Annotated in this window: 17 protein-coding genes; 7 read left to right on the forward strand and 10 right to left on the reverse strand. The window is 73.0% G+C overall.

Features of this window, described 5'->3' with window-relative positions:
• Nucleotides 1-24: 24 nt before the first annotated feature.
• Both NFU81_RS39445 and NFU81_RS39450 read left to right on the forward strand, forming a co-directional pair.
• A complete protein-coding gene (locus NFU81_RS39445) occupies nt 25-3,375 on the forward strand; it encodes a tetratricopeptide repeat protein (RefSeq protein ID WP_251501808.1) in 3,351 nt (1,116 codons plus the stop codon).
• A gap of 230 nt (nt 3,376-3,605) precedes the next feature.
• Entirely contained in the window at nt 3,606-4,709 is a 1,104-nt protein-coding gene (locus NFU81_RS39450) for an ADP-ribosylglycohydrolase family protein (protein ID WP_251501811.1), read from the forward strand.
• Nucleotides 4,710-4,838: 129 nt separating this feature from the next.
• Here NFU81_RS39450 and NFU81_RS39455 read toward each other — a convergent pair whose 3' ends face one another.
• From NFU81_RS39455 to NFU81_RS39475, 5 genes are all read right to left on the reverse strand, one after another.
• Entirely contained in the window at nt 4,839-6,407 is a 1,569-nt protein-coding gene (locus NFU81_RS39455; protein WP_251501814.1) for a sodium:solute symporter family protein, read from the reverse strand.
• A 373-nt stretch (nt 6,408-6,780) separates the two neighbouring features.
• Nucleotides 6,781-7,983, reverse strand: coding sequence for an aminotransferase-like domain-containing protein (locus tag NFU81_RS39460; RefSeq protein WP_251501817.1), 1,203 nt, complete (start codon nt 7,981-7,983; stop codon nt 6,781-6,783).
• Between the two features lie 183 nt (nt 7,984-8,166).
• Complete coding sequence (locus NFU81_RS39465; protein WP_251501820.1) at nt 8,167-8,376, reverse strand: DUF397 domain-containing protein; 210 nt, start codon at nt 8,374-8,376, stop codon at nt 8,167-8,169.
• 259 nt (nt 8,377-8,635) lie between these two features.
• Nucleotides 8,636-9,490, reverse strand: coding sequence for a helix-turn-helix domain-containing protein (locus NFU81_RS39470; protein ID WP_251501823.1), 855 nt, complete (start codon nt 9,488-9,490; stop codon nt 8,636-8,638).
• A 484-nt stretch (nt 9,491-9,974) separates the two neighbouring features.
• The gene (locus NFU81_RS39475; RefSeq protein WP_251501853.1) at nt 9,975-10,676 is read right to left on the reverse strand and encodes a GOLPH3/VPS74 family protein; all 702 of its coding nucleotides are present in this window, start codon (nt 10,674-10,676) and stop codon (nt 9,975-9,977) included.
• A gap of 764 nt (nt 10,677-11,440) precedes the next feature.
• On the opposite strand from NFU81_RS39475, the gene NFU81_RS39480 reads away from it, so the two are divergent.
• On the forward strand, nt 11,441-13,351 hold the full coding sequence (locus NFU81_RS39480) for a D-alanyl-D-alanine carboxypeptidase family protein (protein ID WP_251501856.1): 1,911 nt from the start codon (nt 11,441-11,443) through the stop codon (nt 13,349-13,351).
• A gap of 409 nt (nt 13,352-13,760) precedes the next feature.
• Here the strand turns inward: NFU81_RS39480 and NFU81_RS39485 are convergent, their stop codons facing one another.
• Entirely contained in the window at nt 13,761-14,117 is a 357-nt protein-coding gene (locus NFU81_RS39485) for a winged helix-turn-helix transcriptional regulator (RefSeq protein WP_251501859.1), read from the reverse strand.
• Nucleotides 14,118-14,185: 68 nt separating this feature from the next.
• Between NFU81_RS39485 and NFU81_RS39490 the strand changes: the two genes are divergently transcribed.
• Together NFU81_RS39490 and NFU81_RS39495 are read left to right on the forward strand one after the other, a co-directional pair.
• Nucleotides 14,186-14,746 (forward strand): carboxymuconolactone decarboxylase family protein, encoded by a 561-nt coding sequence (locus tag NFU81_RS39490; RefSeq protein ID WP_251501862.1) that lies wholly within the window; start codon nt 14,186-14,188, stop codon nt 14,744-14,746.
• Between the two features lie 148 nt (nt 14,747-14,894).
• A complete protein-coding gene (locus NFU81_RS39495; protein WP_251501864.1) occupies nt 14,895-15,188 on the forward strand; it encodes a DUF1330 domain-containing protein in 294 nt (97 codons plus the stop codon).
• Between the two features lie 46 nt (nt 15,189-15,234).
• Here NFU81_RS39495 and NFU81_RS39500 read toward each other — a convergent pair whose 3' ends face one another.
• The 4 genes from NFU81_RS39500 to NFU81_RS39515 all read right to left on the reverse strand — a co-directional run bounded on the left by NFU81_RS39500 (nt 15,235) and on the right by NFU81_RS39515 (nt 19,578).
• Nucleotides 15,235-16,401, reverse strand: coding sequence for a winged helix DNA-binding domain-containing protein (locus NFU81_RS39500; RefSeq protein ID WP_251501867.1), 1,167 nt, complete (start codon nt 16,399-16,401; stop codon nt 15,235-15,237).
• A gap of 29 nt (nt 16,402-16,430) precedes the next feature.
• Complete coding sequence (locus tag NFU81_RS39505; RefSeq protein WP_251501869.1) at nt 16,431-18,755, reverse strand: heavy metal translocating P-type ATPase; 2,325 nt, start codon at nt 18,753-18,755, stop codon at nt 16,431-16,433.
• Between the two features lie 40 nt (nt 18,756-18,795).
• Complete coding sequence (locus NFU81_RS39510) at nt 18,796-19,008, reverse strand: heavy-metal-associated domain-containing protein (protein WP_251501873.1); 213 nt, start codon at nt 19,006-19,008, stop codon at nt 18,796-18,798.
• A gap of 126 nt (nt 19,009-19,134) precedes the next feature.
• Entirely contained in the window at nt 19,135-19,578 is a 444-nt protein-coding gene (locus NFU81_RS39515) for a MarR family winged helix-turn-helix transcriptional regulator (RefSeq protein ID WP_251501874.1), read from the reverse strand.
• A 109-nt stretch (nt 19,579-19,687) separates the two neighbouring features.
• Between NFU81_RS39515 and NFU81_RS39520 the strand changes: the two genes are divergently transcribed.
• Entirely contained in the window at nt 19,688-21,631 is a 1,944-nt protein-coding gene (locus NFU81_RS39520; RefSeq protein WP_251501878.1) for an FUSC family protein, read from the forward strand.
• Nucleotides 21,632-21,886: 255 nt separating this feature from the next.
• The gene (gene panD, locus NFU81_RS39525; protein ID WP_251501880.1) at nt 21,887-22,315 is read left to right on the forward strand and encodes an aspartate 1-decarboxylase; all 429 of its coding nucleotides are present in this window, start codon (nt 21,887-21,889) and stop codon (nt 22,313-22,315) included.
• The last annotated feature ends 24 nt before the right edge of the window (nt 22,316-22,339 follow it).

Below are 22,339 nucleotides of genomic sequence, written 5' to 3' on the forward strand. Positions count from 1 at the left end.
AGCGCTGACGGGAGCGGACAGGGCGTGGCCGGCGAGCAGGTCTCACTGCAGGACGGGATGCGGCGGCGGCGTCGCGGCGGCGCCTTCGTCGGCCGCCGCGACGAACTGGCCGTCCTGCTCGGCAATCTCGACACCGACCCCGGCGACGAGACGCACCACTTCCTCTTCCACGTCCACGGCCCCGGAGGCGTCGGGAAGTCGACCCTGCTGGCCCGGTTCGCGCAGGAGGCCCGCGCCCGCGGCGCACTCACCGCCACCGCGGACGAGGACGCCATGACCGTGCCCGCCGCCATGACCGTGCCCGCCGCCATGGCCGCGGTCGCCGCCGGCCTGGCGGGGCAGGACCGCCCGCTCAAGGCCTTCGACCGGCTCTATTCCACCTACCGGCAGCGCCGCTACGAGGCCGACGCCGTGGGTGCGGCAGGAGCCGCGTCGCCCTCCGCGGGCAGCACCGTCGTCGCCCAGGCGGGACTTGCCGGGCTCGGACTGGTGCCGGGCCTGTCCCTGGTGACGGGCGCCGTCGACCCCGGGCGGGTGGCGGAGGGCGTCGACCGGTTACGCGCGGCCGGCAGCAGCCGCTTCCGCAACGGGCAGGACCTCCAGCTGCTCCTCGACCCGGTCGCCGTCCTGAGCCCGGTCTTCACCGCCGACCTCGCCGCGGCCGCGTCCGGCGCCCGCTGGCTCGCCCTCTTCTTCGACACGTACGAGCGCACCGGCCCCGCACTCGACGGCTGGCTGCGCGAGCTGTTCGTCCACGGACGGTACGGTGCGCTGCCCGCCAACGTCGTCGTCACCCTCGCCGGGCAGGGCGCCCTCGACCCGGTCGGCTGGGCCGACTACCTGGACCTCGTCACGCCGCTGCCGCTCGGCCCCCTCAGCGAGGCGGAGGCGCGGCAGCTGCTCGCCGCCAAGGGCGTCACGGACGAGGCCGTCGTCGAGGTGGTGCTGCGGCTGACCGACCGCCTCCCGCTGCTGGTCAGCACCCTGGCCGCGACCCGGCCCAGCGGCCCCGAAGCGGTCGGCGACCCGGCGGACACCGCCGTGGAGCGCTTCCTGGCATGGGAACGCGACCCCGCGGCCCGCGACGCCGTCCTTGCCGCGGCGCTCCCGCTGCAGCTCGACGAGGACGTCTACCGCGTAGCGGTCGGCGACGACGTCCCCGCGGCCGCCGACCGCTACGACTGGCTGCGCGGCCTGCCCTTCGTCGACGAGGCCGGCGGGCAGGCCCGCTACCACGACATCGTCCGCGGCCAGATGCTCAGGCTGCTCCGCACCCGCTCCCCGCAGCGCTGGCGCGACCGGCACGAGCGCCTCGCGGCGGCGTACGGGTCCTGGTGCGAGCGCGCGGGGCGCGGCAGGAGCGGCGGCGACCTGTGGGCCGACGCGACCTGGCGCGACTACCGCCTGCACGAGAGCTACCACCTGCTGTGCGCCGACCCCCGCGCGGCGCTCCCCGACACCCTCCTCCACGTCGCCCGCGCCTGCACGGCAGGACCGGACTCGGCCCGCCGCTGGCTGCGCATGCTCACCGCCGCGTCCACGGACGCGGACGTGCCGGAACCCGCGCAGTGGTCGCGGTCCCTGACCGCGGTCTACGGCGCCACGCCACCCCCGCAGCTTGCGCCACGAGCCACCGTCCCGCCGGCGCGCCGACCAGAAACGGCGCTGCCTGGCGGGGGATCCGGCGCGGCCGGTGAGGACGCGGCAATGGGTCGCGGGAACGGCCTGCCCGGCCAGGGCGCGGCAATGGGCCGAGGCGTTGGCGGGTCCGGCGAGGGCGCCGCAATGGGCGAGGGTGCCGCAATGGGCGAAAGCGCGGGAATGGGCGAAGGCGCGGTAATGGAGCGCGGGTTCGCCGCGGACGCCGAGCGGGCCGTCGGAGTGCTCTCGATGATTCTTGAGCGGGGCGGGCTCGACCGGGAGCGGCGGGCGATCGCGTACGCCATCAGGGCATGGACGCAGCGGCAGGCCGGGCGGCAGGCGGCGGGGCTCGCCGACTACGACCGGGCGGAAAGACTCGGGCTCGGTACATTCCTGCTGTATTCGGAACGCGGCGCCACCCACTGGACGTTGGGCCGGCCCGCGGAAGCCGCCGCCGACTACGCCCGCGCGCTCGCCGCCGACCCCGCGGACCCGAAGGCGTCGACCGTACGCGCCCAGCGCGGCGGCGCGCTGCTGCAGGCGGGCCGGATCGCCGAGGCCATGGCCGAGTTGGACACCGCGGTAGCCGACGACCCCGCGGGAGCCGGGGCGGCCCTCGTCTTCCGGGCCATGGCGCTGCTGCACCTCGACCGCCCCGCCGAGGCCCTGGCCGACGTCGAGGAGTGCATCGCCGCGGCGGCGCCCGACGCCGACACCCTCGCCCTGCGCGGCCTCGTCCGCCAGCGGCTCGGCAACAACCGGGAAGCGCTTGCAGACTTCGACGCGTCCTTGTCCCGGCGGCCCGACGCCGCCCCCTGGGTGCTCACCGGGCGCGGGCTCGCCCTCGAAGCGCTCGGACAGTACGCCGACGCCGCCGACTCCTTCACCCGGGCCGTCGAGCACGGCGGTGCGGCCGACATCGACACCCTCACCCACTGCGCCCGGCTGCTGCGGCTGGCCGGCCGCCCTCAGTACGCGCTCGCGGCAGCGGACCGGGCCTGCGCGCAGGACCCGGCGAATCCGGGCGCCGCCAAGGAGCGCGCGCTCGCCCTCGTCGACGCCGGCCGGCTGCCGGAGGCCGCCGACGCCTTCGAGCGGCTGCTCGCACTCGAACCCGGCGCGGACGACGCGCTGATCGCCCGCGCGCGCATCCACGTGTGGCTCGGGCGGCCCGCCGCCGCCCTCGACGACCTCGGACGGCTAGCCGAACTCGGCCCCGTCCCGCCGTGGTTCCACGGCAGGCGGGCCCAACTGCTCGTGCTCACCGGCGACGTCGCCGCCGCGCGGGCCGCACTCGAAGAGGCCGGGCCGCGCACCCTCGACGACCTGCTGACGCTGGCCGTCTGCCACCGGGAGGAGGGCCGGTACGCGGACGCGGCCGCCGCGCTCGACCAGGCCGACGCCCTGGCCCCCGGGCACGGCGGGGCCGCGCTGGAGCGGGCGCTGCTCTCCGCCCTCGCGGACGGCTTCCCCGCCGCACGCCCGCGATGGCTCGCACTGCGCGCGGCCGGGGAGCCGGACGGGATCGCGCCCGAGGTCTGGCGGACGATGGTGGCGTGCGGGCTCGGGCGGTGGGACGACGCGGGCGTCCACCTTGCGGCGCTGCTCGCCGTGTCCACGCCGTGGGCGGTGCGGGCGGTCCTCGCCCGGGACCTCGCCGCCCTCGACGCGGCTCCGGCGGCGCCTCACGGCGCGATGGCACCCCTCCTCGCCCGGCTCCGCGCCACGCTCTGACCGGGGCGCCCGGTGGCGGGCCCGTCGGGTGGCTCCCCGCCCCCGGAGGGCGTGTCGGGGTGCTGCCGTGCGCCGGAGCGCGCTCCGGGAGATATGGCGCCATCTCCCCGGACGCGGGCCTTCCGGGACAACCCTCACCTACCTCGTGCACCCCTTCCGCTTCTGGCGACGTCGGCTATCGTGCAGGCGCAGAACGGGTTCGGATCGGGGGAAGATCGAAGGGGACCGCTTTGACCGCTGTCTGGGGACGCGCGCAGCAGCAGGACTTCCGCAGCCGCGTCCGTGGCTGCTTGCTCGGCGGGGCCATCGGTGACGCGCTCGGCGCGGGGATCGAGTTCGAGTCCCTCGACGCGATCCAGGGCAACCACGGACCCGACGGTGTCACCGACTATGTCACCGCCTACGGGCGGCGCGGCGCGGTCACCGACGACACGCAGATGACGCTGTTCACCGTCGAGGGCCTGATACGCGCGCAGGTGCGCCGGGACACCGGCGTCTGGCACCCGCCCACCGACATCCACCGCGCGTACCGCCGCTGGGCGACCACGCAGAGCGAGTGGGGACCCGACGAGCGCCGCAAGGACGCCGGCTGGCTGGCCCGCGAGGAGTGGCTCTACGCGCGCAGGGCGCCCGGCAACGCGTGCCTCAGCGGCCTGTCCGACGACCGCATGGGCACCCTGGAGGAGCCGAAGAACCCCGGCTCCAAGGGGTGCGGCACGGTGATGCGCTCGGCGCCGTTCGGGCTGCTGGTCGGGTGGGAGCCGCAACTGGTCTTCCAGCTCGCGGTGGAGTGCGCCGCGCAGACCCACGGCCACCCCACGGGGCAGCTCGCCGCCGGCGCGTTCGCCGTCATCATCCACGGGCTCGCGCGCGGCGAGGCGCTGGACGGCTCCGTCCAGCACGCCCTGGCGCTGCTCGGCGCCCGCCCCGGCCACCAGGAGACCACGGACGCGCTGCAGAGCGCGCTGGGCGCCGTACGGCAGGGAATGCCGTCGCCGCAGCGCGTGGAGGCGCTGGGGGAGGGCTGGACCGCGGAGGAGTCGCTGGCGATCGGCGTTTACTGCGCTCTGGTCGCCGAAGACGTACGCCACGGGCTGCTGCTCGCGGTCAACCACTCGGGCGACAGCGACTCCACCGGGTCGATCTGCGGGAATCTGCTGGGGGTCCAGCACGGCGAGACGGCGTTGCCGCCGGCGTGGATCGCGGAGCTGGAGGGCCGCGCCACGATCCTCCAGCTCGCGGACGACTTCGCCATGGAGATGACGCAGGCGCCCGCCCTGCACGGCCCCTCGGGCGCCAGCCCCGCGTGGCTCGACCGCTACCCCGCCGCGTAGCTCCTCCCGGGGTGCCCCCCGGCCCGCATTCCCCGCGCCCCGGAGCGGCGCTCGCCCTGTCGGGGAAGTGGGCGAGCCGTCATGGGCGCGGGGAAGGGCGCGGCTGACTGCCCGCGCCGGCTCGGTGGGCTATTCCGTGCTGGCCGCAGGCCGCAGCGTCTCGTCGTCGGAACCCTTCGGCTCGGGAAGGGCCACGGAGTCGTCGCCGTCGGAGTTGATCTTCGCGAGGAGGGCGTCCCGCTCCGGCGTGTCCTCCGGCTTGATCCAGCCGATGGCGATGTACAGCACCAGCGAGACCGCGAGCGGCAGCGAGATCTGGTACTCGAGGTTGACGCCGCCGGAGATCGCGTCGTTGATGGGGTAGTTGAGCAGGTAGAAGGCCAGCAGGCCGAGCGCCCAGCTGGTGAGCGCCGCGGTGGGGCCGGAGCGGCGGAAGCGGGGGAGCAGGCCGAGCATGAAGGGGATCGCGATCGGTCCCATGAGGCCGGCGACCCACTTGATCACGACGGTGATGATGTCCTTGAACGTCGGCGAGTTGACCTGCGTCGCGACGGCCATGGACAGGCCGAGGAAGGCCAGCGTCGTGACACGGGCGGCGATCAGGCCGACGCGGGTGGTCCAGTCGCGGGCCTGCTGGGAGAAGGCGGGCGCAATGTCCCGCGTGACGACCGCCGAGATGGCGTTGGCGTCGGAGGAGCACATGGCCATGGTGTGCGAGAAGAAGCCGACCACGACCAGGCCGAGCAGCCCGTGCGGCAGCAGCTGTTCGGCGAGCAGCCCGTAGGAGTCGGAGCCGTCCGGCTTCTTGGCGTGCACCAGGAGCGGGGAGATCCACATCGGGAAGAAGAGCACGACGGGCCATACGAACCACAGCGCCGAGGAGAGCATGGCGCCGCGGGTGGCCTCCTTGGCGGAACCCGTGGCCATGTACCGCTGGGCCTGGTTCCACATGCCGCCGTTGTACTCGAAGGTCTTGATGAAGAGGTACGCGATCAGGAAGACGGTGGTGTAAGGACCGGCGGTGGGGTGGCCGTGGTGGCGCAGCGCGGGCTCGTCCCAGACGTTCCAGATGCCGCTGACGCCGCCGATCTTGTTCAGCGCGGCGACCAGCATCGCCAGGCCGGCCGCCAGCTGGATGACGAACTGGCCGAGTTCGGTGAGCGCGTCGGCCCACAGCCCGCCGACGGTGCAGTAGACGGCGGTGATCGAGCCGGTGATGACGATGCCCTGGGTGATGGTGACGCCGGTGAAGACCGACAGCAGGGTGGCGATCGCCGCCCACTTGGCGCCGACGTCGACGATCTTGAGCAGGACTCCGGACCAGGCGAGCGCCTGCTGCGTGGTCAGGTTGTAGCGGTTCTTGAGGTATTCCAGCGGTGAGGAGACGTGCAGCCGGGACCGCACCCGGTTCAGCCGCGGGGCGAAGAGCTTGGCGCCGATGGCGACCCCGATGGCAATGGGCAGCGCCCAGGTGACGTACGAGGTGATCCCGTACTTGTAGGAGATGCCCGCGTAACCGGTGAACATGACCGCGCTGTAGCCCGACATGTGGTGCGAGATGCCGGACAGCCACCACGGCATCCTGCCGCCCGCCGTGAAGTAGTCGCTGACGGTGTCGACGCGTTTGTGCGACCACACGCCGATCGCGACCATGACGCCGAAGTAGGCGACCAGCACGGTCCAGTCGAGACTGTTCATTGTCCCCTCCAGGGGGTCCGCCTTGTGAACGGGAACGCACTTCGCTGTTGCGCTCGTCCGGGCGGGTCGCCCCCGTGCGGGAGTGGGGACTTCCGGGATTGAACCCCTGGTTCTGACGGCGGGTCAAGGGCTCCAGCGTTCAAGAGTCTGAATCCAGGTCAGAAAGCCGAACGATTTTACTTGCTCTTTACTGTCCGCGGCATTGTGATGATCACGACAGCCAACCCACCATGAGCGGGCACTTCGCTGGGCGCGGGAACGCGGGAATGTACGCCGGCTGCACGGTTGGTGCGGAAGCGGGCATGACGAAGCGGCCGTACGGGAGCGGGTCCCGTACGGCACGGAGGGGAGGGCGCGGCGAGCTGGCGGACCGTCAGCCGAAGGACAGTGCGAGGCGGCGCAGCCCCTCGGAGATCTCCTCGGGCGTGTGCGTGGTGAAGGACATCCGCAGCGTCGCGGGGTCCGGCTCGGCGGCGTAGAAGGGGGCGCCCGGCACATAGGCGACGTTGTGCGTGATCGCGGTGCGCAGCAGCGCGGTGGCGTCCTGGCCCGCGGGCAGCCGCACCCAGACGAACATCCCGCCCTCGGGCCTGTTCCAGGTGCTGCCGGCCGGCAGCACGGCGGGCAGCCCCGCGAGCAGCGCGTCGCGGCGTGCCCGGTAGGCCGTACGCACCCGGTCCAGATGCGCGTCCAGGTCGTTGTCGGCGAGGTAGCGGGCGGCGGCCGCCTGGTCCACCGTCGAGGTGTGCAGATCCGCCGCCTGCTTGGCGATCACGCAGGGCCGCCGCAGCGCTGCGGGCGCCCGCAGCCAGCCCAGCCGCATCCCGGGCGCCATCACCTTCGAGAAGCTGCCCAGCAGCGCCGTACGGTCCGCGGCGGCCTCGTGGGAGCTGATCCACGGCAGCCGGTCGCCTTCGAAGCGCAGCTCCCCGTACGGGTCGTCCTCGGCGATCCACAGCCCGTGCCGGCCGGCCACCTCGGCGACCGCGCGGCGGCGTTCCGCGGGCAGTGTGCGACCGGTCGGGTTCTGGAAGTCGGGTATCAGGTAGAGCAGCTTGGGCCGCTCGCGCAGCACCAGCTCCTCCAGCGCGTCCGGCAGCACCCCGTCCTCGTCGGTCGGCACCGGCACCACCCGGGCGCCCGCGAAGCCGAAGCACTGCAGGGCCGCCAGATACGTCGGGCTCTCCACCAGCACCACGTCGCCCGGCTCCAGCAGCACGGTCGCCAGCAGCGCGAGGCCCTGCTGCGAACCGCCCGTCACCACAAGGTCGTCGGCGTCGGTGGCGAGCCCCCGCCCGGTCAGCCGGGCGGCCACCGCGGCCCGCAGGGCGGGATCGCCCTCGGTCGTCGAGTACTGCAGCACCGTGCGGGGCCGCTCGGCCAGCACGCGGTCGTACGCCGCCCTGAGGCCCGCCGCGTCGAAGAGCTCGGGCGCGGGCAGCCCGCCGGCGAAGGAGATCACCTCGGGCCGCGCGGTCAGCGCCAGGATCTCCCGGACCGGCGAGGCGGCGACCTCGCGTGCGCGGGCGGCGAGTGCGGGCGGTGCTGCGGCAGCGGCTGCGGCGGTCGTCGTCATGTGCTGCAGCCTACGAAGAATCGTTGTACTGTCCAGGCACTTTTCACGATCCGGTCGGCGGCCGGAAACACAGCGAGCCCTCTCGGCCAGGACGGCGGCCGGTCGAGAGGGCTGTTGCGGTGCTGCGGTGTTGAGGTGCTGCGATGTTGCGGTGCTGCGGTCGGAACCGGCGTGGCCTGCGGATCAGCGCAGGTCGAACGTACCGTGGTCCACGTCGGAGACGAAGGACGACCACGCCTCGGGGGAGAAGGTGAGCACCGGACCCTGCGGGTCCTTGGAGTCGCGGACCACGACCGCCGCGACAGCGGGGGACTTCACTTCTACGCAGGCACCGTTTCCGGTGGACCGCGAGGACTTCCGCCACGCGGGGGTACTGCCCAGCTTGATTGCCATCTCTGCTCCGGTCTGTGCTGGTGACGGCGGCGGGGGTGTACTCCGCAAGGCATCGAGCCGTGGAGATGAGGTGTACACCACTACCTGACTGCGCTCGACGCTACTAGCCAACATCACTGACAGGGTGGGCTCTTCACCCGACCAGGTGGCATATTCAATGCAACCGTTGCCAGTTGGCTGTGCGATAGAGTATTTTGACCGCCTTCACCCGGGGCGTCCCCGTCTGGCACCGCATCAGCACCGGTTCAGCGCGGCTGCCTCATGTGTACCGCAGCGCCGCGTCGCCGATGAACTGCCGGGTGGCCTCGGCGCTCAGGGCCTGCGCCCGCAGGTGCTCGTACATCACGCTGTACGCCTGCACATCGGTGTCCTTCTCCAGATACAGGTCGCTGTTCACGCCCTCCAGATAGACGACCGTCGCGTCGGTGGCGTCGGTGAACTCCAGCACCGCGAACTGCCCGCTCAGTCCCGGGTGCGCGCCCGCCTCGAACGGCAGCACCTGAACCGTGACATGCGGCAGATGACTCAACTCCAGCAGGCGATCGAGCTGTTCGCGCATGATCTGCGCGTCGCCGACCTTGCGGCACAGTGCCGCCTCGTCCACCACCGCCCACAGCCGCAGCGGCCCGTCGGGGTCGGTGATTCGTTCCTGCCGGCGCATCCGCACGCTGACCCGCTTCTCGACCTGCTCGGGTGTCGCCTCCGGCAGATTGCCGGCGATCATCGCCGAGGCATACCCCGGGGTCTGCAACAGGCCGGGCACCACCTGGGGCTCGAAGACCCGCAGGCTCGCCGCCTCGGTCTCCAGTCCGATGTAGACGCTGTAAGGGATGTCGCCGAAGGCGTGCCACCAGCCCTGCTGGCGGGACTCCTTGGCCATCTGCATCAGCGACTCGACGATACGGACGTCCTCGACGCCGTACACCCCGCACAGATCGCGGACGTCGCGCTGGCTGATGCTGCGGCGGCCGTTCTCCAGACGGCTGATCTTGGACTGGGAGACCAGGAGCCGGGCCGCGACCTCCTCGGCCGTCATCCCCTTCTCCTCACGGAGCTTGCGCAGCTCCGAACCCAGACGGCGGCGTCTGACGGTGGGGTTGACGTTGGCCACCACAGGAACTGCACCTCCACGCTGATCCGTACTGATGGTCAGCAGCCTGCCACTAGCGGTCATCACCGCGCTGGCGAATGGTCGTAACAAGCTTGCCCGGTCCGTGCGCCGGGGCGCGCGGAGCGTCCCTGTGCGCCCCGGGGGGGGCGGGAAAAAACGTGCCGCGCGGGGCACCGGGTCCGGACATCTGTCCGGCGCCCGCCACCCCGCGCGGCACAGCGGCTCCCGGAGGGGATCTCGCTGCGGACGGAAGCGAGTCCGCGGTGTCCCGTCCCTGCCGACGGACACCGCCTCCCGTCCTGCGTCGTTACGGGTTGCGATTGCGCATTGCAATGCGTTGCGCGTTGCGTGTTACGCGTTGCTCATTGCCGAGTGCTCAGTTGCGTGCTTTCTGCTGTGCTCGCGTACTGCCGTGTGCTCACGTGCCCGGCGACGTCGGGACGCCGCCGGTGTGCTCGGTGCTCAGTGTGCTCGGACGCACTCGACGTCAACGGGCACCAGCCCTGGCCATCGTGCCGTGTCCCACCGCGCGCTGTGCCTGGGCGGGTGGCCGCTTGGGCTGTGCGGCCACGCCGTTCTGCACGTCCATGACGGCGTGCGCGACGAGTCCGCCCATCGGGTCGTACCTGATCAGGTCCCGCAGGCGCGATCGTGACGACCGGCCTTCGTTGCCCGGGTACAGATGCTTGCCGAGGCCCACGGAATGGGCGAGCGCGGCGAGCGCCGCGGTCCGCGGGTCCGGCGGAACGCCGGTGCGGATCGCACTGTCCAGCCGGGATCTGATCTCCCTGCTGACCGCGCTGTCGGTCGCCTGATACCGAGTGGTCGGCAGTACCCCGCACATCTGACCCGGCACGGCATGCACCATGCCGCACCGCTCCAGGTGCACGAGATACGTCTGGCGCAGCCCCAGTCGGGGCCCGCCGATCCAGTGGACCGCCCGCACCGGGCTGCCGCGACGGCGCAGCAGTTCCAGAGCGGAGTCCAGTGTCGGATCTCCGGTCGGCCGTGGATGCACCACGGCGATACGATCCCCGTCAGGGGCTATCCGTCCGGCCAGAGCCAGCTCGACGAGCTGTGCTCCGGCGAGGCCGAGGTCGAGTGATTGCGGCTGCGCCGTGGTCCCGGTCGTCGGGTCCAGGGCGAGCAGCAACAGCTCTTCCGGAATTGTTCTGCGGCTCTTGCCCATCCATGCCTCCCCGCGTGGATGAATGACAGGGTGACGCCTCTCACACCGGCCTGTCGAGAGCGCCTCCTCCATATCGGCGGGAACCGACTGGTATGTCGTTCTCGTCTACGGGGGCGGTGGTGGTGTCGCAGACGGCCTGCGGGCCTGTCGCGGGACTATTGCAAGTGTGGGTCAGGACGGCTAGGGGTGCCATCGGGCGCCCCGCACGATGTGTGGAGGAGGTCTGCGTGGCGGGCGAGTCCCCCGGCAGGGAGCAGCAGCACGGGACGTCGGGGGAGGTGGCCGCGTCTAAGGTCGCGGACCCACGACTGGTGGTGTTCCGTACGCCGGTTGAGGTGCGCGAGGTCGCTGTGGCGGACGCTGTGCCGGTACGGCCCGATGGCGCACCCGCCGACGGAGTCCAGCCGGACGCCGCGGAATCGGCCGATCTGCCGGGCGCGGAAGCCCGTTCGCAACCCTCGGAGACCTCCACCGAAAGTACTGGGACAGATGCGCCCGGTGATGTGGTGGTCGTGGACATGATCACCGATGCTGCTACGACCGACGCCCCGCGGGGCCTGGGGGAACCGGCCGCGGAGCCCCGGAAAACGGAACCAAATCGTGATCCGGCGGATGGGGCTGAAGGGGCGGACGAGGCCGCCGATGCGGCTGAGGTGAGTGAACCTTCAACTCGGGAAGCCGGGGTCGGCGCTGACTCCGAGCCGGAGGATGCGCCGGAGAGCGCTCCCGAGGATGTGCCCGAGGACGCGCCGGGGCGCACTCCGGTGGCGGAAGAGGGTGCCCGGACGGCGGGCGGCCGGGAGGGTGAGTTTTCCGCGCCGGCTTCCGGCGAGGATTCCGGCACGGATGAGGCGTCGGAGGCCGCGTCGGATGAGGCGCCCGATGACGCGCCCGAGGACGCTGCCGACGGGGTTTCCGAGGACGAGCCCGAGGACGAGCCCGAGGACGCGCCCCAGGACGCCGCCGCGGACGTTCCTGCCGACCCTCCGGCGGCCGCTGCCGAGGCTGCCTCCGCGGGCGAACCGGCGGACGAACCGGCGGACGCTCCGGCTGACTCCCCGGCCGGAGCGGAATCCGGCGGTGCCGCCGCCGGGGAGCCGGAAGCCGGCCCCGAGGACACCGGTGTGCACCGGGCCGCGGTACGGAAGTCCCTGCTGCGGCCCCTGGTGTCCGATCTCCCGGCCGAACGGCCCGTCGGACGCACCGGACGCCCCGCGGCCGGTGCCACGCCCGCCTGGGCCGCCTCCACGCCCTCCGCGCCCCCGTCCGCCGCACCGCTGCCCCCCGCCGCCACCCCCGACGAGGACGACGACCCCAGCGGTCCCGAGGGCACGCGGGTCATGCCCGTGCCGCAGCTGCTGCCGCACGGCTCCGGCCACACCGGGTCCACGCCGCTCAAGCTGCTGGCCCACCTCACCAACACCCCGCCGCCCCGGCAGACCGTGGTGCGCAGCGTCGTCCGGCGGTTCAAGATCTGGACGCCGCTGGTCGTGCTGCTCGCGGTGGTCTTCGTCGTCGTCCAGGCCGTACGCCCGCTGCCCGCCACCAGCCTGCAGCTGACCAGCGCGTCCTCGTACGCCTTCGCCGGCGCCCCGCTGCCCGCGTCGATGCCGTGGCCCACCGGCAAGGGCAGCCAGTCCGTCGTCGAGGTCGAGGGACTCGGCTCGCTCGGCGTGCACGGCGCCCAGGACCCGGTGCCGATCGCCAGCCTCACCAAGGTCATGACGGCCTACGTGGTGCTGCGCGACCACCCGCTCACCGGCAAGCAGAACGGTCCGACGATCACGGTCGACCAGCAGGCGGCCGCCGAGTCCGGGTCCGCCGACGAGTCGACCGCGCACGTGACGGCCAACCAGAAGTTCACCGAACGCCAGATGCTCCAGCTCCTGCTGGTCCCCTCGGGCAACAACATCGCCCGGCTGCTGGCCCGTTGGGACGCCGGTACGCAGGAGGCCTTCGTCACCAAGATGACCGCGGCCGCCGCCGCGCTCGGTATGACCAAGACCACGTACACCGGCGCGAGCGGCTTCGAGGAGACCACCGTCAGCACCGCGGTCGACCAGCTCAAGCTGGCCCGCGAGGCGATGAAGAACGAGGTCTTCCGCTCGGTCGTCGCGCTGCCCAACGTCGTGGTGCCCGGCGTCGGCCGGATCTTCAACAACAACAACGACCTGGTCAATCCCGGCGTCATCGGCATCAAGACCGGTTCGAGCACGCCCGCGGGCGGCGCCCTGATGTGGGCGGCGAACAAGAAGGCCGGCGGCAAGGAGCAGTTGATCCTCGGCGTCGTCCTCCAGCAGCGCGGCGGCACCACCGTCAACGACACCCTGCAGGCCGCGCTCACGCGCAGCCAGCAACTCATCGAGTCCGTGCAGGGCGGACTGACGTCCGCGACGGTGGTGAAGAAGGGCGAGGTCGTCGGGGAGGTGCGCGACGGGCTCGGCGGTTCGACGCCGGTCGTGGCCGCGGCCGACCTCACCGCGGCGGGCTGGGGCGGGCTGCGCTCGACCATCACCCTCACGCCGCCGGCGGACGGGCTGCCGCACAGTGCGAAGGCGGGGGCCGTGGTGGGCACCCTCACCATGGGGACGGGGTCTGCGCGGGTGTCCGTACCCGCAATCCTCCAGTCCGACCTGGCGTCGCCGTCCTTCACGTCGAAGCTCACGCACTTCTGACGTCCTGGGGGCAGCCCTCCGGGGCTGCCCTCCCCCCGGGCCCCGGGACCTTCCCCCGTCTCTGCGCTGGGCGCTCCGTTCTCCCCCGGAGCCTCGCCCGGGGGTACCCCCACGCGCCCCCTGACGAACAGTCACCCTCTGCGCAGAGGGCAAGCTGCGCCAAGGCTTGTCCCGCAAATGATCTCCGGGTGAGTGTGGGCGGGGCAGTTGGCGGTTGGGTCCCGTCGGCCTATCCGGCGAGGGCGAGGTTGTGTCCAGCGGTAGGCCCTATGGCCGACCCCGGCGTGAAGGGTCAACCACCTGACGTCGCACTGAGGTCGCCAACTCGCCGAACTGGCGCGGGCTCGGCCCGTTGGAGGGAACTATCCAGGACGGCGCCGCTGCCGTGATCAGACCAGACACGCGATGGTCATTCCAGCCCTCCTGCCGCCGCGGGTCCCGTTTCCTCGGCCCAACGTCGACTCCAGGCGTCCAGCGGGCTCAGCGCCTCGACAAGGTCCTGGCCGAGCTGGGTGAGGCGGTAGCCATCGCCGTCCAGGGCGAGCAGGCGGGCGCCGGACAGTTCCTCGATCCGGGTACTGAGCACGCTGGAGGACATGCGCTCGCACCGGCGCTGCAATTCACGGAAGCCGGTCGGAGCTTGACTCAGTTCCCACAGGATCCGCATCGTCCAACGCCGTCCGAGCAGGTCGAGTGCGGCCATCACTGGACGACCCGATTCGGACCCCCGCACTGGCACACCCGGACGTGGCGCGCTGGCTTCCATACTCACTCCTTGCGCTTCGGTTATCGAAGCATCATAGTGATTCGAAAATCGAAGCAGGAGGTGCCGCGATGCCGCGCATCGAACCGCTCACCCCGCCCTACACCGCCGACGTCGACCGGGCGCTCCGCCGATGGATGCCGCCGGGCGTGCCGCACGAGCCACTCGCGCTGTTCCGCGTACTGCACCGCAACCCGGACTTGGCCTCACGCATGTTCGCCCTCGGCGCCGGACTGCTGGGCCATGGACTCCTCCCCGCTATAGACCGGGAGATCGTCATCGCCCGCGTGGCCGCGCGATCCGCCTGCGCTTATGAATGGGGCGTCCACGCCGCGACCCTGGCGCCGCAGGCCGGACTCAGCCTGGAACAACTCCGGGCGACTACCCAACCCGACGCAGCAGTCAGTGCTCCATGGTCGCCACGCCACACGGCACTGCTCCACGCGGTTGACGAACTGAACGACACGACCCAGCTCACACAGTCCGCCTGGGACGCTCTGCGCATGTACTACGAGGAGACTCAATTACTTGAACTGCTCGTACTGATCGGCTGGTACCGAACCATCAGCTGTCTGGCCAACGGGCTCCTCCTGGAAGAGGAACCCTGGGGTGCCCGGTTCCCCACACGGTGACTACGTTCCGCCCCGACCCGCCACCGCGGCGCTGGTCGGCATCCGCGCCATGGCGATCACGACGCTGACAAGCCTCGCTCTCGCCCGCCGACGCTCGTCCGAGACCAACCCGTACGTCAGATGCACTCATCCCCACACTGGAGGTTCCATGCCCAAGGGCTACTGGGTCAGCGTCTACCGCACCATTTCAGACCCTGAGAAGCTGGCCGCCTACAACAAGCTGGCCGCTCCGGCCGTCAAGGCCGGGGGCGGTCGAACCTTCGCCCGTGGCGGTCGGGTCGCCGCATACGACGCCGGAATCGCCGAACGTACCGTTCTGATCGAGTTCGACAGCTTCGAACAGGCCGTCGCGGCGCGCGAGAGCGCGGCCTACCAGGAGGCGCTGGTCGCCCTCTCCGACGGCGTCGAGCGCGACTTCCGCATCGTCGAAGGCATCGACTGACCGAGGTCCAGTCGGATCCTCACTGAAGTTCATTGCGGGGCAAGCCTCAGGCGATGAGCTCGCGTTCGAGAGGGGTGCGGAAGCGCGGGGTGACGCGGGCGGCGGCCAGCAGGGTGGTGAGCGCGGCGGCCTCGGCGGCGATTTCTGCCGTGGCCGCGGCGCCGCGGTCGGTGAGGAGGCGCCAGACCACGGAACCGTCGGCGCGCTGAGCCCAGCCGCCGATGACCTCGCCGCCCCACCAGACGGTGGGGCCGATGTTCCCGGTCCCGTCGAAGAGCGCGGCGTGCTCCGGCGGCAGGAACCAGCCACGCCCCCGCCACCCCATCGGCGCCGGGTCGAGCGCGGGCAGCAGGCGGACCGTGGGCGGCCCGGCAGGGGTGGTGGGCTCGGCGTCGCCCGGGAGGACGTATGCGGTGGCGCCGTCGTCCAGGACGACCGCCTTGGCCCCGACCGCCCCCAGCGCCTTGCGGGTCTCGCCGAGAGTCCAGCCCGTCCACCACTTGAGGTCGGCCTCCGTGCCGGGTCCGTACGCCCCCAGCCAGGCCTTCGCGAGGGCGGCCCTGGCGGGTTCCGCGGGCACCTCGGGGAGCGGCTCGGCAATTGCCCAGCGGAACGCCCCGCTGGTCCAGGAGCCCATCGGGGTGCACCGCTCGATCCGGCCCTCCGCGGCCATCGTGCGGATGATCCGGCTCGCGACGTTCTGCGTCGCCTCGTACGGCTTGCCGCGGGCGACGACGACCTGTTCGCGCAGCCGCGGTACGAGCCGGGACAGTTGGGCGCCGCTGCTCTCCGGGTGCGCGGCCAGCGTGGCGACGACCTCGGCCTCGACCTCGTCGAGCCACGCGGCGTCCCAGCCGCCGCCGTCCGCGAGATAGCCGAGCAGGTCCTTGCGCTGCTTGACGGCGATGCGGTGTCCGGCGGCGGCGTACACCTCGGGTGCGAACGCGCGCCGGACCACGAACATGGTCCGGCGCATCGCCAGCATCCGGGTGAGCCGCGCGGGCCGGGCGTACAGCTCCCGCTCCACGGCCTGGATCGCGTCGCCGCGGTATGCGAGCCGCGCGGCGACCGCGAGGTAGACCGTGGCCGGATCCGTCGCATGGACGGCGACCAGCCGGTCGACCACGTCCGCGACCCCGCCCGCCCGTGCCATGAGCCGCGCCGCCGCCCGCGCCCGCCGCGCCTGCGTGGAGAACCGCCGCACCTGTGCCATGCGCCCATCCTGGCAGCGCACGCACCGGCCTACCGGGCCAGGGGCGAGAACCTCCGCAGCCGCAGGCTGTTGCCGACGACGAAGACCGAGGAGAAAGCCATCGCGGCCCCCGCGATCATCGGGTTGAGCAGTCCGGCCGCGGCCAGCGGCAAGGCCGCGACGTTGTATGCGAACGCCCAGAACAGGTTCGCCTTGATCGTCGTCAGCGTCCGCCGCGCCAGCCGGATCGCGTCCGCGGCGACCCGCAGGTCCCCCCGTACGAGCGTGAGATCGCCCGCCTCGATCGCCGCGTCCGTGCCCGTACCCATCGCGAGCCCCAGGTCGGCCTGCGCGAGTGCGGCCGCGTCGTTGACGCCGTCGCCGACCATGGCGACCGTGCGGCCCTCGGCCTGCAGCCGCCGGACGACGGCGACCTTGTCCTCGGGAAGGACTTCGGCGTGGACGTCATCCGCGGCGATGCCCACTTCCGCGGCCACCGCCGCGGCGACGGCCGCGTTGTCCCCGGTGAGCAGCACCGGCCGCAGCCCGAGCGCGCGCAGCCGCCGTACGGCCTCCGCGCTGTCCGGCTTGACGGCGTCGGCGACGACCAGGACGGCCCTGGCGCGGCCGTCCCAGCCGACGGCCACCGCCGTGCCGCCGGCGGCCTCCGCGGCGGCCTTGGCGCGTACCAGCTCGGGCGGCAGCGGCTGCGACCTCTCGCGCAGCAGCTGCTCGCGCCCGACGAGCACCGCGTGGCCGTCCACGACGCCCTCGACGCCGAGGCCCGGCAGGTTGGCGAAGTCCTCGGCGGAGGGCAGCGCGCCGACGCGGTGCGCGGCGCCTGCGGCGACGGCCCGCGCGACGGGGTGCTCCGAGGCGTGCTCCAGGGCGCCCGCCAGCCGCAGTGCGTCCCGTTCCGCGACGCCGTCCGCGAGCAGCACACCGGTCAGCGTCATCGAACCGGTGGTGACCGTGCCGGTCTTGTCGAGCACGACCGTGTCCACCGCCCGGGTCGACTCCAGCACCTCGGGTCCCTTGATGAGGATGCCGAGCTGGGCGCCGCGCCCGGTGCCGACCATGAGCGCGGTGGGCGTGGCGAGGCCCAGCGCGCACGGGCAGGCGATGATCAGGACGGCGACCGCCGCGGTGAAGGCGGCCTCCGCGCCCTCGCCGAGCGCCAGCCAGGCCGCCAGGGTGCCCAGGGCGAGCACGATGACGGCGGGCACGAAGACCGCCGAGATCCGGTCGGCGAGCCGCTGCGCGGCCGCCTTGCCGTTCTGCGCGTCGGCCACCAGCCGTGCCATCCGGGCGAGTTGGGTGTCGGCGCCGATCCTGGTGGCCTCGACGACGAGCCTGCCGCCCGCGTTGACCGTGGCGCCGGTGACCCGGTCGCCGGGGCCGACCTCGACCGGCACGGACTCGCCGGTGAGCATCGACGCGTCGACGGCCGACGTGCCGTCCACCACCAGGCCGTCGGTGGCGATCTTCTCGCCCGGCCGTACGACGAAGCGCATCCCGACCGCCAGCCGGCCGATCGGGATGCGCACCTCGGTGCCGGACCCGTCGCCGGTTCCGCCGGCGGGGCGCAGAACTGCCACGTCCTTGGCGCCGAGTTCGAGCAGCGCGCGCAGCGCGGCGCCGGCCCGGCGCTTGGCGCGCGCCTCGAAGTAGCGGCCTGCCAGGAGGAAGGCGGTGACCCCGGCGGCCGCCTCCAGGTAGATCTCGCCGCCGCCCTGCGTGCGGGACACGGTCAGCCGGAAGGAGTCCGTCATGCCGGTCGTCCCGGCGTCGCCGAAGAAGAGCGCCCACAGCGACCAGCCGAAGGCGGCCAGCGTGCCGACCGACACCAGGGTGTCCATGGTCGCGGCGCCATGCCGGAGATTCGTCCAGGCGGCGCGGTGGAAGGGCCACCCGGCGTAGACGACGACCGGCCAGGCCAGGGCCAGCGACAGCCACTGCCAGTTGTCGAACTGCAGGGCGGGCACCATCGCGAGCAGGATCACCGGGACGGCCAGCACGACCGCGGTGGCCAATCGCTGCCGCAGCGTGGTCAGTTCGGCGTCGGCCGCGGTTGCCGCGGGCGCCGCGGCGGCGTCCTGCGCGGGGTCGTCGGCGGGCGGCGGGGGGAGCGCGGCGGTGTAACCGGTGGCCTCGACCGTCGCGATCAGGTCGGCTACCGCGACACCGCCGCCGTAGCCGACCTTCGCCTTCTCGGTCGCGTAGTTGACGCTGGCGGTGACGCCGTCCATGCGGTTGAGCTTCTTCTCGATCCTGGCGGCGCAGGACGCGCACGTCATGCCGCCGATCTCCAGCTCGACCCACTGGCCGACCGGCTGCGTGCCGCCGTCCCTGTGCCGTACGTCCATGCCGCTCATCGCCCGTCCGCTCCCCTCGCCGCCCCCTCGCCGTGTGTGGTCAGGCCCGCCCGACCAGCTCGTAGCCCGCCTCGTCGACCGCGGCGCGGACCGTGTCGTCGTCCACCGGCTGCGCGGAGCCGATGGTCAGCAGACCGGTGGAGGCGACCGCCTTGACAGAGGTGACGCCGGGGATCGCGGTGACCTCGCGGGTGACGGCGGACTCGCAGTGGCCGCAGCTCATTCCGGACACCGAGTAGACGACATCGCTCATGGTCCTGCTCCTCGTGGCGTGTTCGGGGACGGCTCGTTCCGTTCCCTCTCCCGCCAGCATATACCCCCTAGGGGTATTTTGCCGATCACCCCCCGGGGGTATGGCGCCCGGTGCGGCGCGGCCGCGTCACTCGTCCGCAGCCAGCCGGTCCAGCAGCGCCGCGGCCAGGCGGAGCACTTCGCGCTCGGTGTCGTTGAGTTCGGTGTCCATCCGCTCCTGCAGCCATGCGTCGCCCTGGCGTACGTCGCGGGACATTGCCGCGAAACCGCGCTCGGTCAGCTCGACGACGTACTGCCGCCCGTCAGCCGCGTCCCTGGTCCTGCTCACCATCCCGTCGCCGGCCAGTGCGGCCAGCGTCCGGGTCAGCGACTGCGGCTGCACGTGCAGGGCCGCGGCCATGGCGCCGGGCGTGGACGGACCCGAGCGGTACAGGTGCGCGAGCGCGCCGAGGCGCCCGCTGGGCAGGCCGTCCTGCGGCCGCTCGGCGCGCATCCGGCGGCTGAGCCGGTTCACCGCGCGGCGCAGTACGGCAGCGGGGTCCTGGGGCGGGGGAGGGAACATGGCGGCCATTTTCGTAAGCTCGGCGTACTATCTTCGGGGGATGGGGATGCTTTTGGCGTCAAGGCGTGGCTAGTGGTTCGGCGCGTTCGTACGCCAGGCGTAGGGGATGGTGAGGGGATTGGGACAGCCCGTACGGGACCGGTTGCGACTGCTCGACCCCGGACGGGTCCGGCTGCGGGTCGCCGTGCGCACGATCCTGGCGGCGCTCGCTGCGCTGCTGGCCGCCGCGGCAATGTGCGCGGCAGCGGACCTGCCCGGCGGGATCGTCGTCATCGCGACCGTCGTCGCCGTCATGGTGTCCCGCACTCTGCACGAGACCAGCCTCGGTCATCGGCTCTCCGCTCTGCTGTACGTCCCCGCGATCGGCCTGGCGGCCGGATACGCGGGGCGCTTCATGCTGCACCACGCGTGGTGGGGCGCGGCAATGTACGTCGCCGCGGTCGGCGCCTCACGCTATCTGCTGCGTTTCGGCGGCAATGTACGCAGGCTCGGGCGGCTGGCGCTCACCCCGCTCATCGCGGTGCTGGTGGTGCCGATACCGCCGAGCGCCGCCCAGGCCGCCGGGCCGGTGTGGAGCGCGGTGGCCGGGGCCACGGCGGTCTGCTGCGTCCTGCTCTCCCAGGCCGCACTCCCCACCCGTCCCACCCGGGAGGCCGCCGCCGCAGCCCGCGACCTGGTCCTCGCCGCCCGCCGCCTGCGTACCCTCGCCCCGGGCACGCCCCGGCACGCCCGTGTCACCCGGGCACTCCACCGTGCGGCCCTGACCTCGGAGGACCGCCTGTCCGCCGCGTCCCTTTCCCCGGCCGCCCTTTCCGCGCCCCTGTCCGCGGCAGTTCTGCATGCGGAAGTCCTTGCCGCCGGGGATGCTCCTTTGCCTTTGCCTTTGCCGGCTGCGCGGGGTGCTGCGTCCGGTACGCGGGAGGTGTCCGCGCTGTCGGCGGCGGCGGGCGGCGGTGGGCCGGGCGTTGCCGTGCTCCCGGCGGCCGGGGGCGCGGTGCCTTCGGCGGTGGCAGCGGGGGGCGGGGCGCCGTCGGACGCTCTTGGCAGGGCTCTGGCCGAGGTCGAGGCGGCGGCCGCGGCCGTGCGGGGCATCCACGCCCGGGCGCGTCCCGCGGCGGAACCGCCGCGGCCTCCGGCCCGCAAGGGGCTGCAGCCGCACACCAGGCTCAGCGCGCAACTGACCGTCGCCATGGCCCTGGCTTTCGCCGTCGGCCACCTCCTCTTCCCCCAGCACTGGACGTGGACCGTGATCACGGCCTTCGTCGTGTGCGCCGCCGCCCGCGCCCGCGGCGACGTCGTCCATCGCAGCGGGCTGCGCGTGGCCGGGGCCTTCATCGGCGCGGTGACCGGCACGCTCGCCGCCCACGTGGTGGCGGGCGTACCTGCGGCTGCCGTCGCGGTGATCTTCTGCTACCTCTTCGTCGGCGTGTGGCTGCGCGACGTGAGCTACGCGGTGTGGGCGTTCTGCGTGACCAGCCTGCTGGCGGTCCTCTACTCGCTGAACGGCGAGCAGGGCACCGCCCTGCTCCTGCAGCGGCCCGAGGGCATCCTGGCCGGTTCCGCGTGCGGAATCCTGGCCGCGTACTTCGTGCTGCCGCTCCGCACGGAGACGGTGATGCGGGGCAGGGCGGCCCGCGCCCTGCAGATCCTCCAGGACCTGCTCACCGCGGCGCGCGAGCCCCACCCGGAGCCGGTCGTGCTGCGGGAACTCGCCCGGGCGCTGGACCGCGCGGCGCGCGACCTCGGCGACGCGGCGGCCTCGGCGCGGGCGCACCGCACCCTGTTCGGCCGCGGTACGCCGCACGCGGCGGACTGGGCGGACACCGTGGCGGTGTGCGTCGGCGAGGCGCGGGCGCTGGCCGTCGCGCCCCCGGCAGACCTCGCCGCCGCCCGCCCGCAACTGGTGCTGGCCGCGCGCAACCTCGGCCAAGTACGGCGCCGGCTGGGACACCGTCCGGACGCCGAGCCTCCCCAGCCGCCCGCCGCCGCGTCCCCGCCCCACCTCCACCGCCTGAACGCCGCACTGGCCGACCTCTACCGCCGACTCCCCGCCGCGGCTTAGACCCTGCGGGACGCCGGGACGCCGGGACTGCGCGGGCGGCCCGAACGGGCGGTTGCCGTCAGTGACGGACCACCGGCCGGCCGCAAGGTTGCTCGCGCCGTACCCCGCGCCCCTGCAGGGCGCCCTGCAGGTGAGAGATTGGGCACTACCGGCGCCACCCCCCCGGCGGAGGGCCGAGCGGGGGCTCTACCCTGGTCGGGTCGGCGCGTACCCCGGGCGGGGACGCGACCAGCTCAGGTACCAGGAGGCGGCACCGTGCTGCGCACCATGTTCAAGTCCAAGATCCACCGCGCCACCGTGACCCAGGCGGATCTGCACTACGTCGGGTCCGTGACCGTCGACGCCGACCTGATGGACGCCGCCGACCTGCTGCCGGGCGAGCTGGTCCACATCGTCGACATCACCAACGGCTCCCGCCTGGAGACGTACGTCATCGAGGGCGAGCGCGGCTCCGGCGTGATCGGCATCAACGGTGCCGCGGCCCACCTCGTGCACCCGGGCGACCTGGTGATCCTGATCAGCTACGCCCAGGTCGACGACGCGGAGGCCCGCGCCCTGCGGCCGGCCGTCGTCCATGTCGACGCCGCGAACCGGATCACCGCCCTGGGTGACGACACCGCGGAACCCGCGCCCGGCACCGACGCCGTACGCCCCCCGCACGCGGCAGTCCGCGCAAGCGTCTGACGGACCGTCCGTCCCGCCCGGGGA

The organism is Actinacidiphila cocklensis, assembly GCF_907177275.1.
Taxonomy (GTDB): Bacteria; Actinomycetota; Actinomycetes; order Streptomycetales; family Streptomycetaceae; genus Actinacidiphila; species Actinacidiphila cocklensis.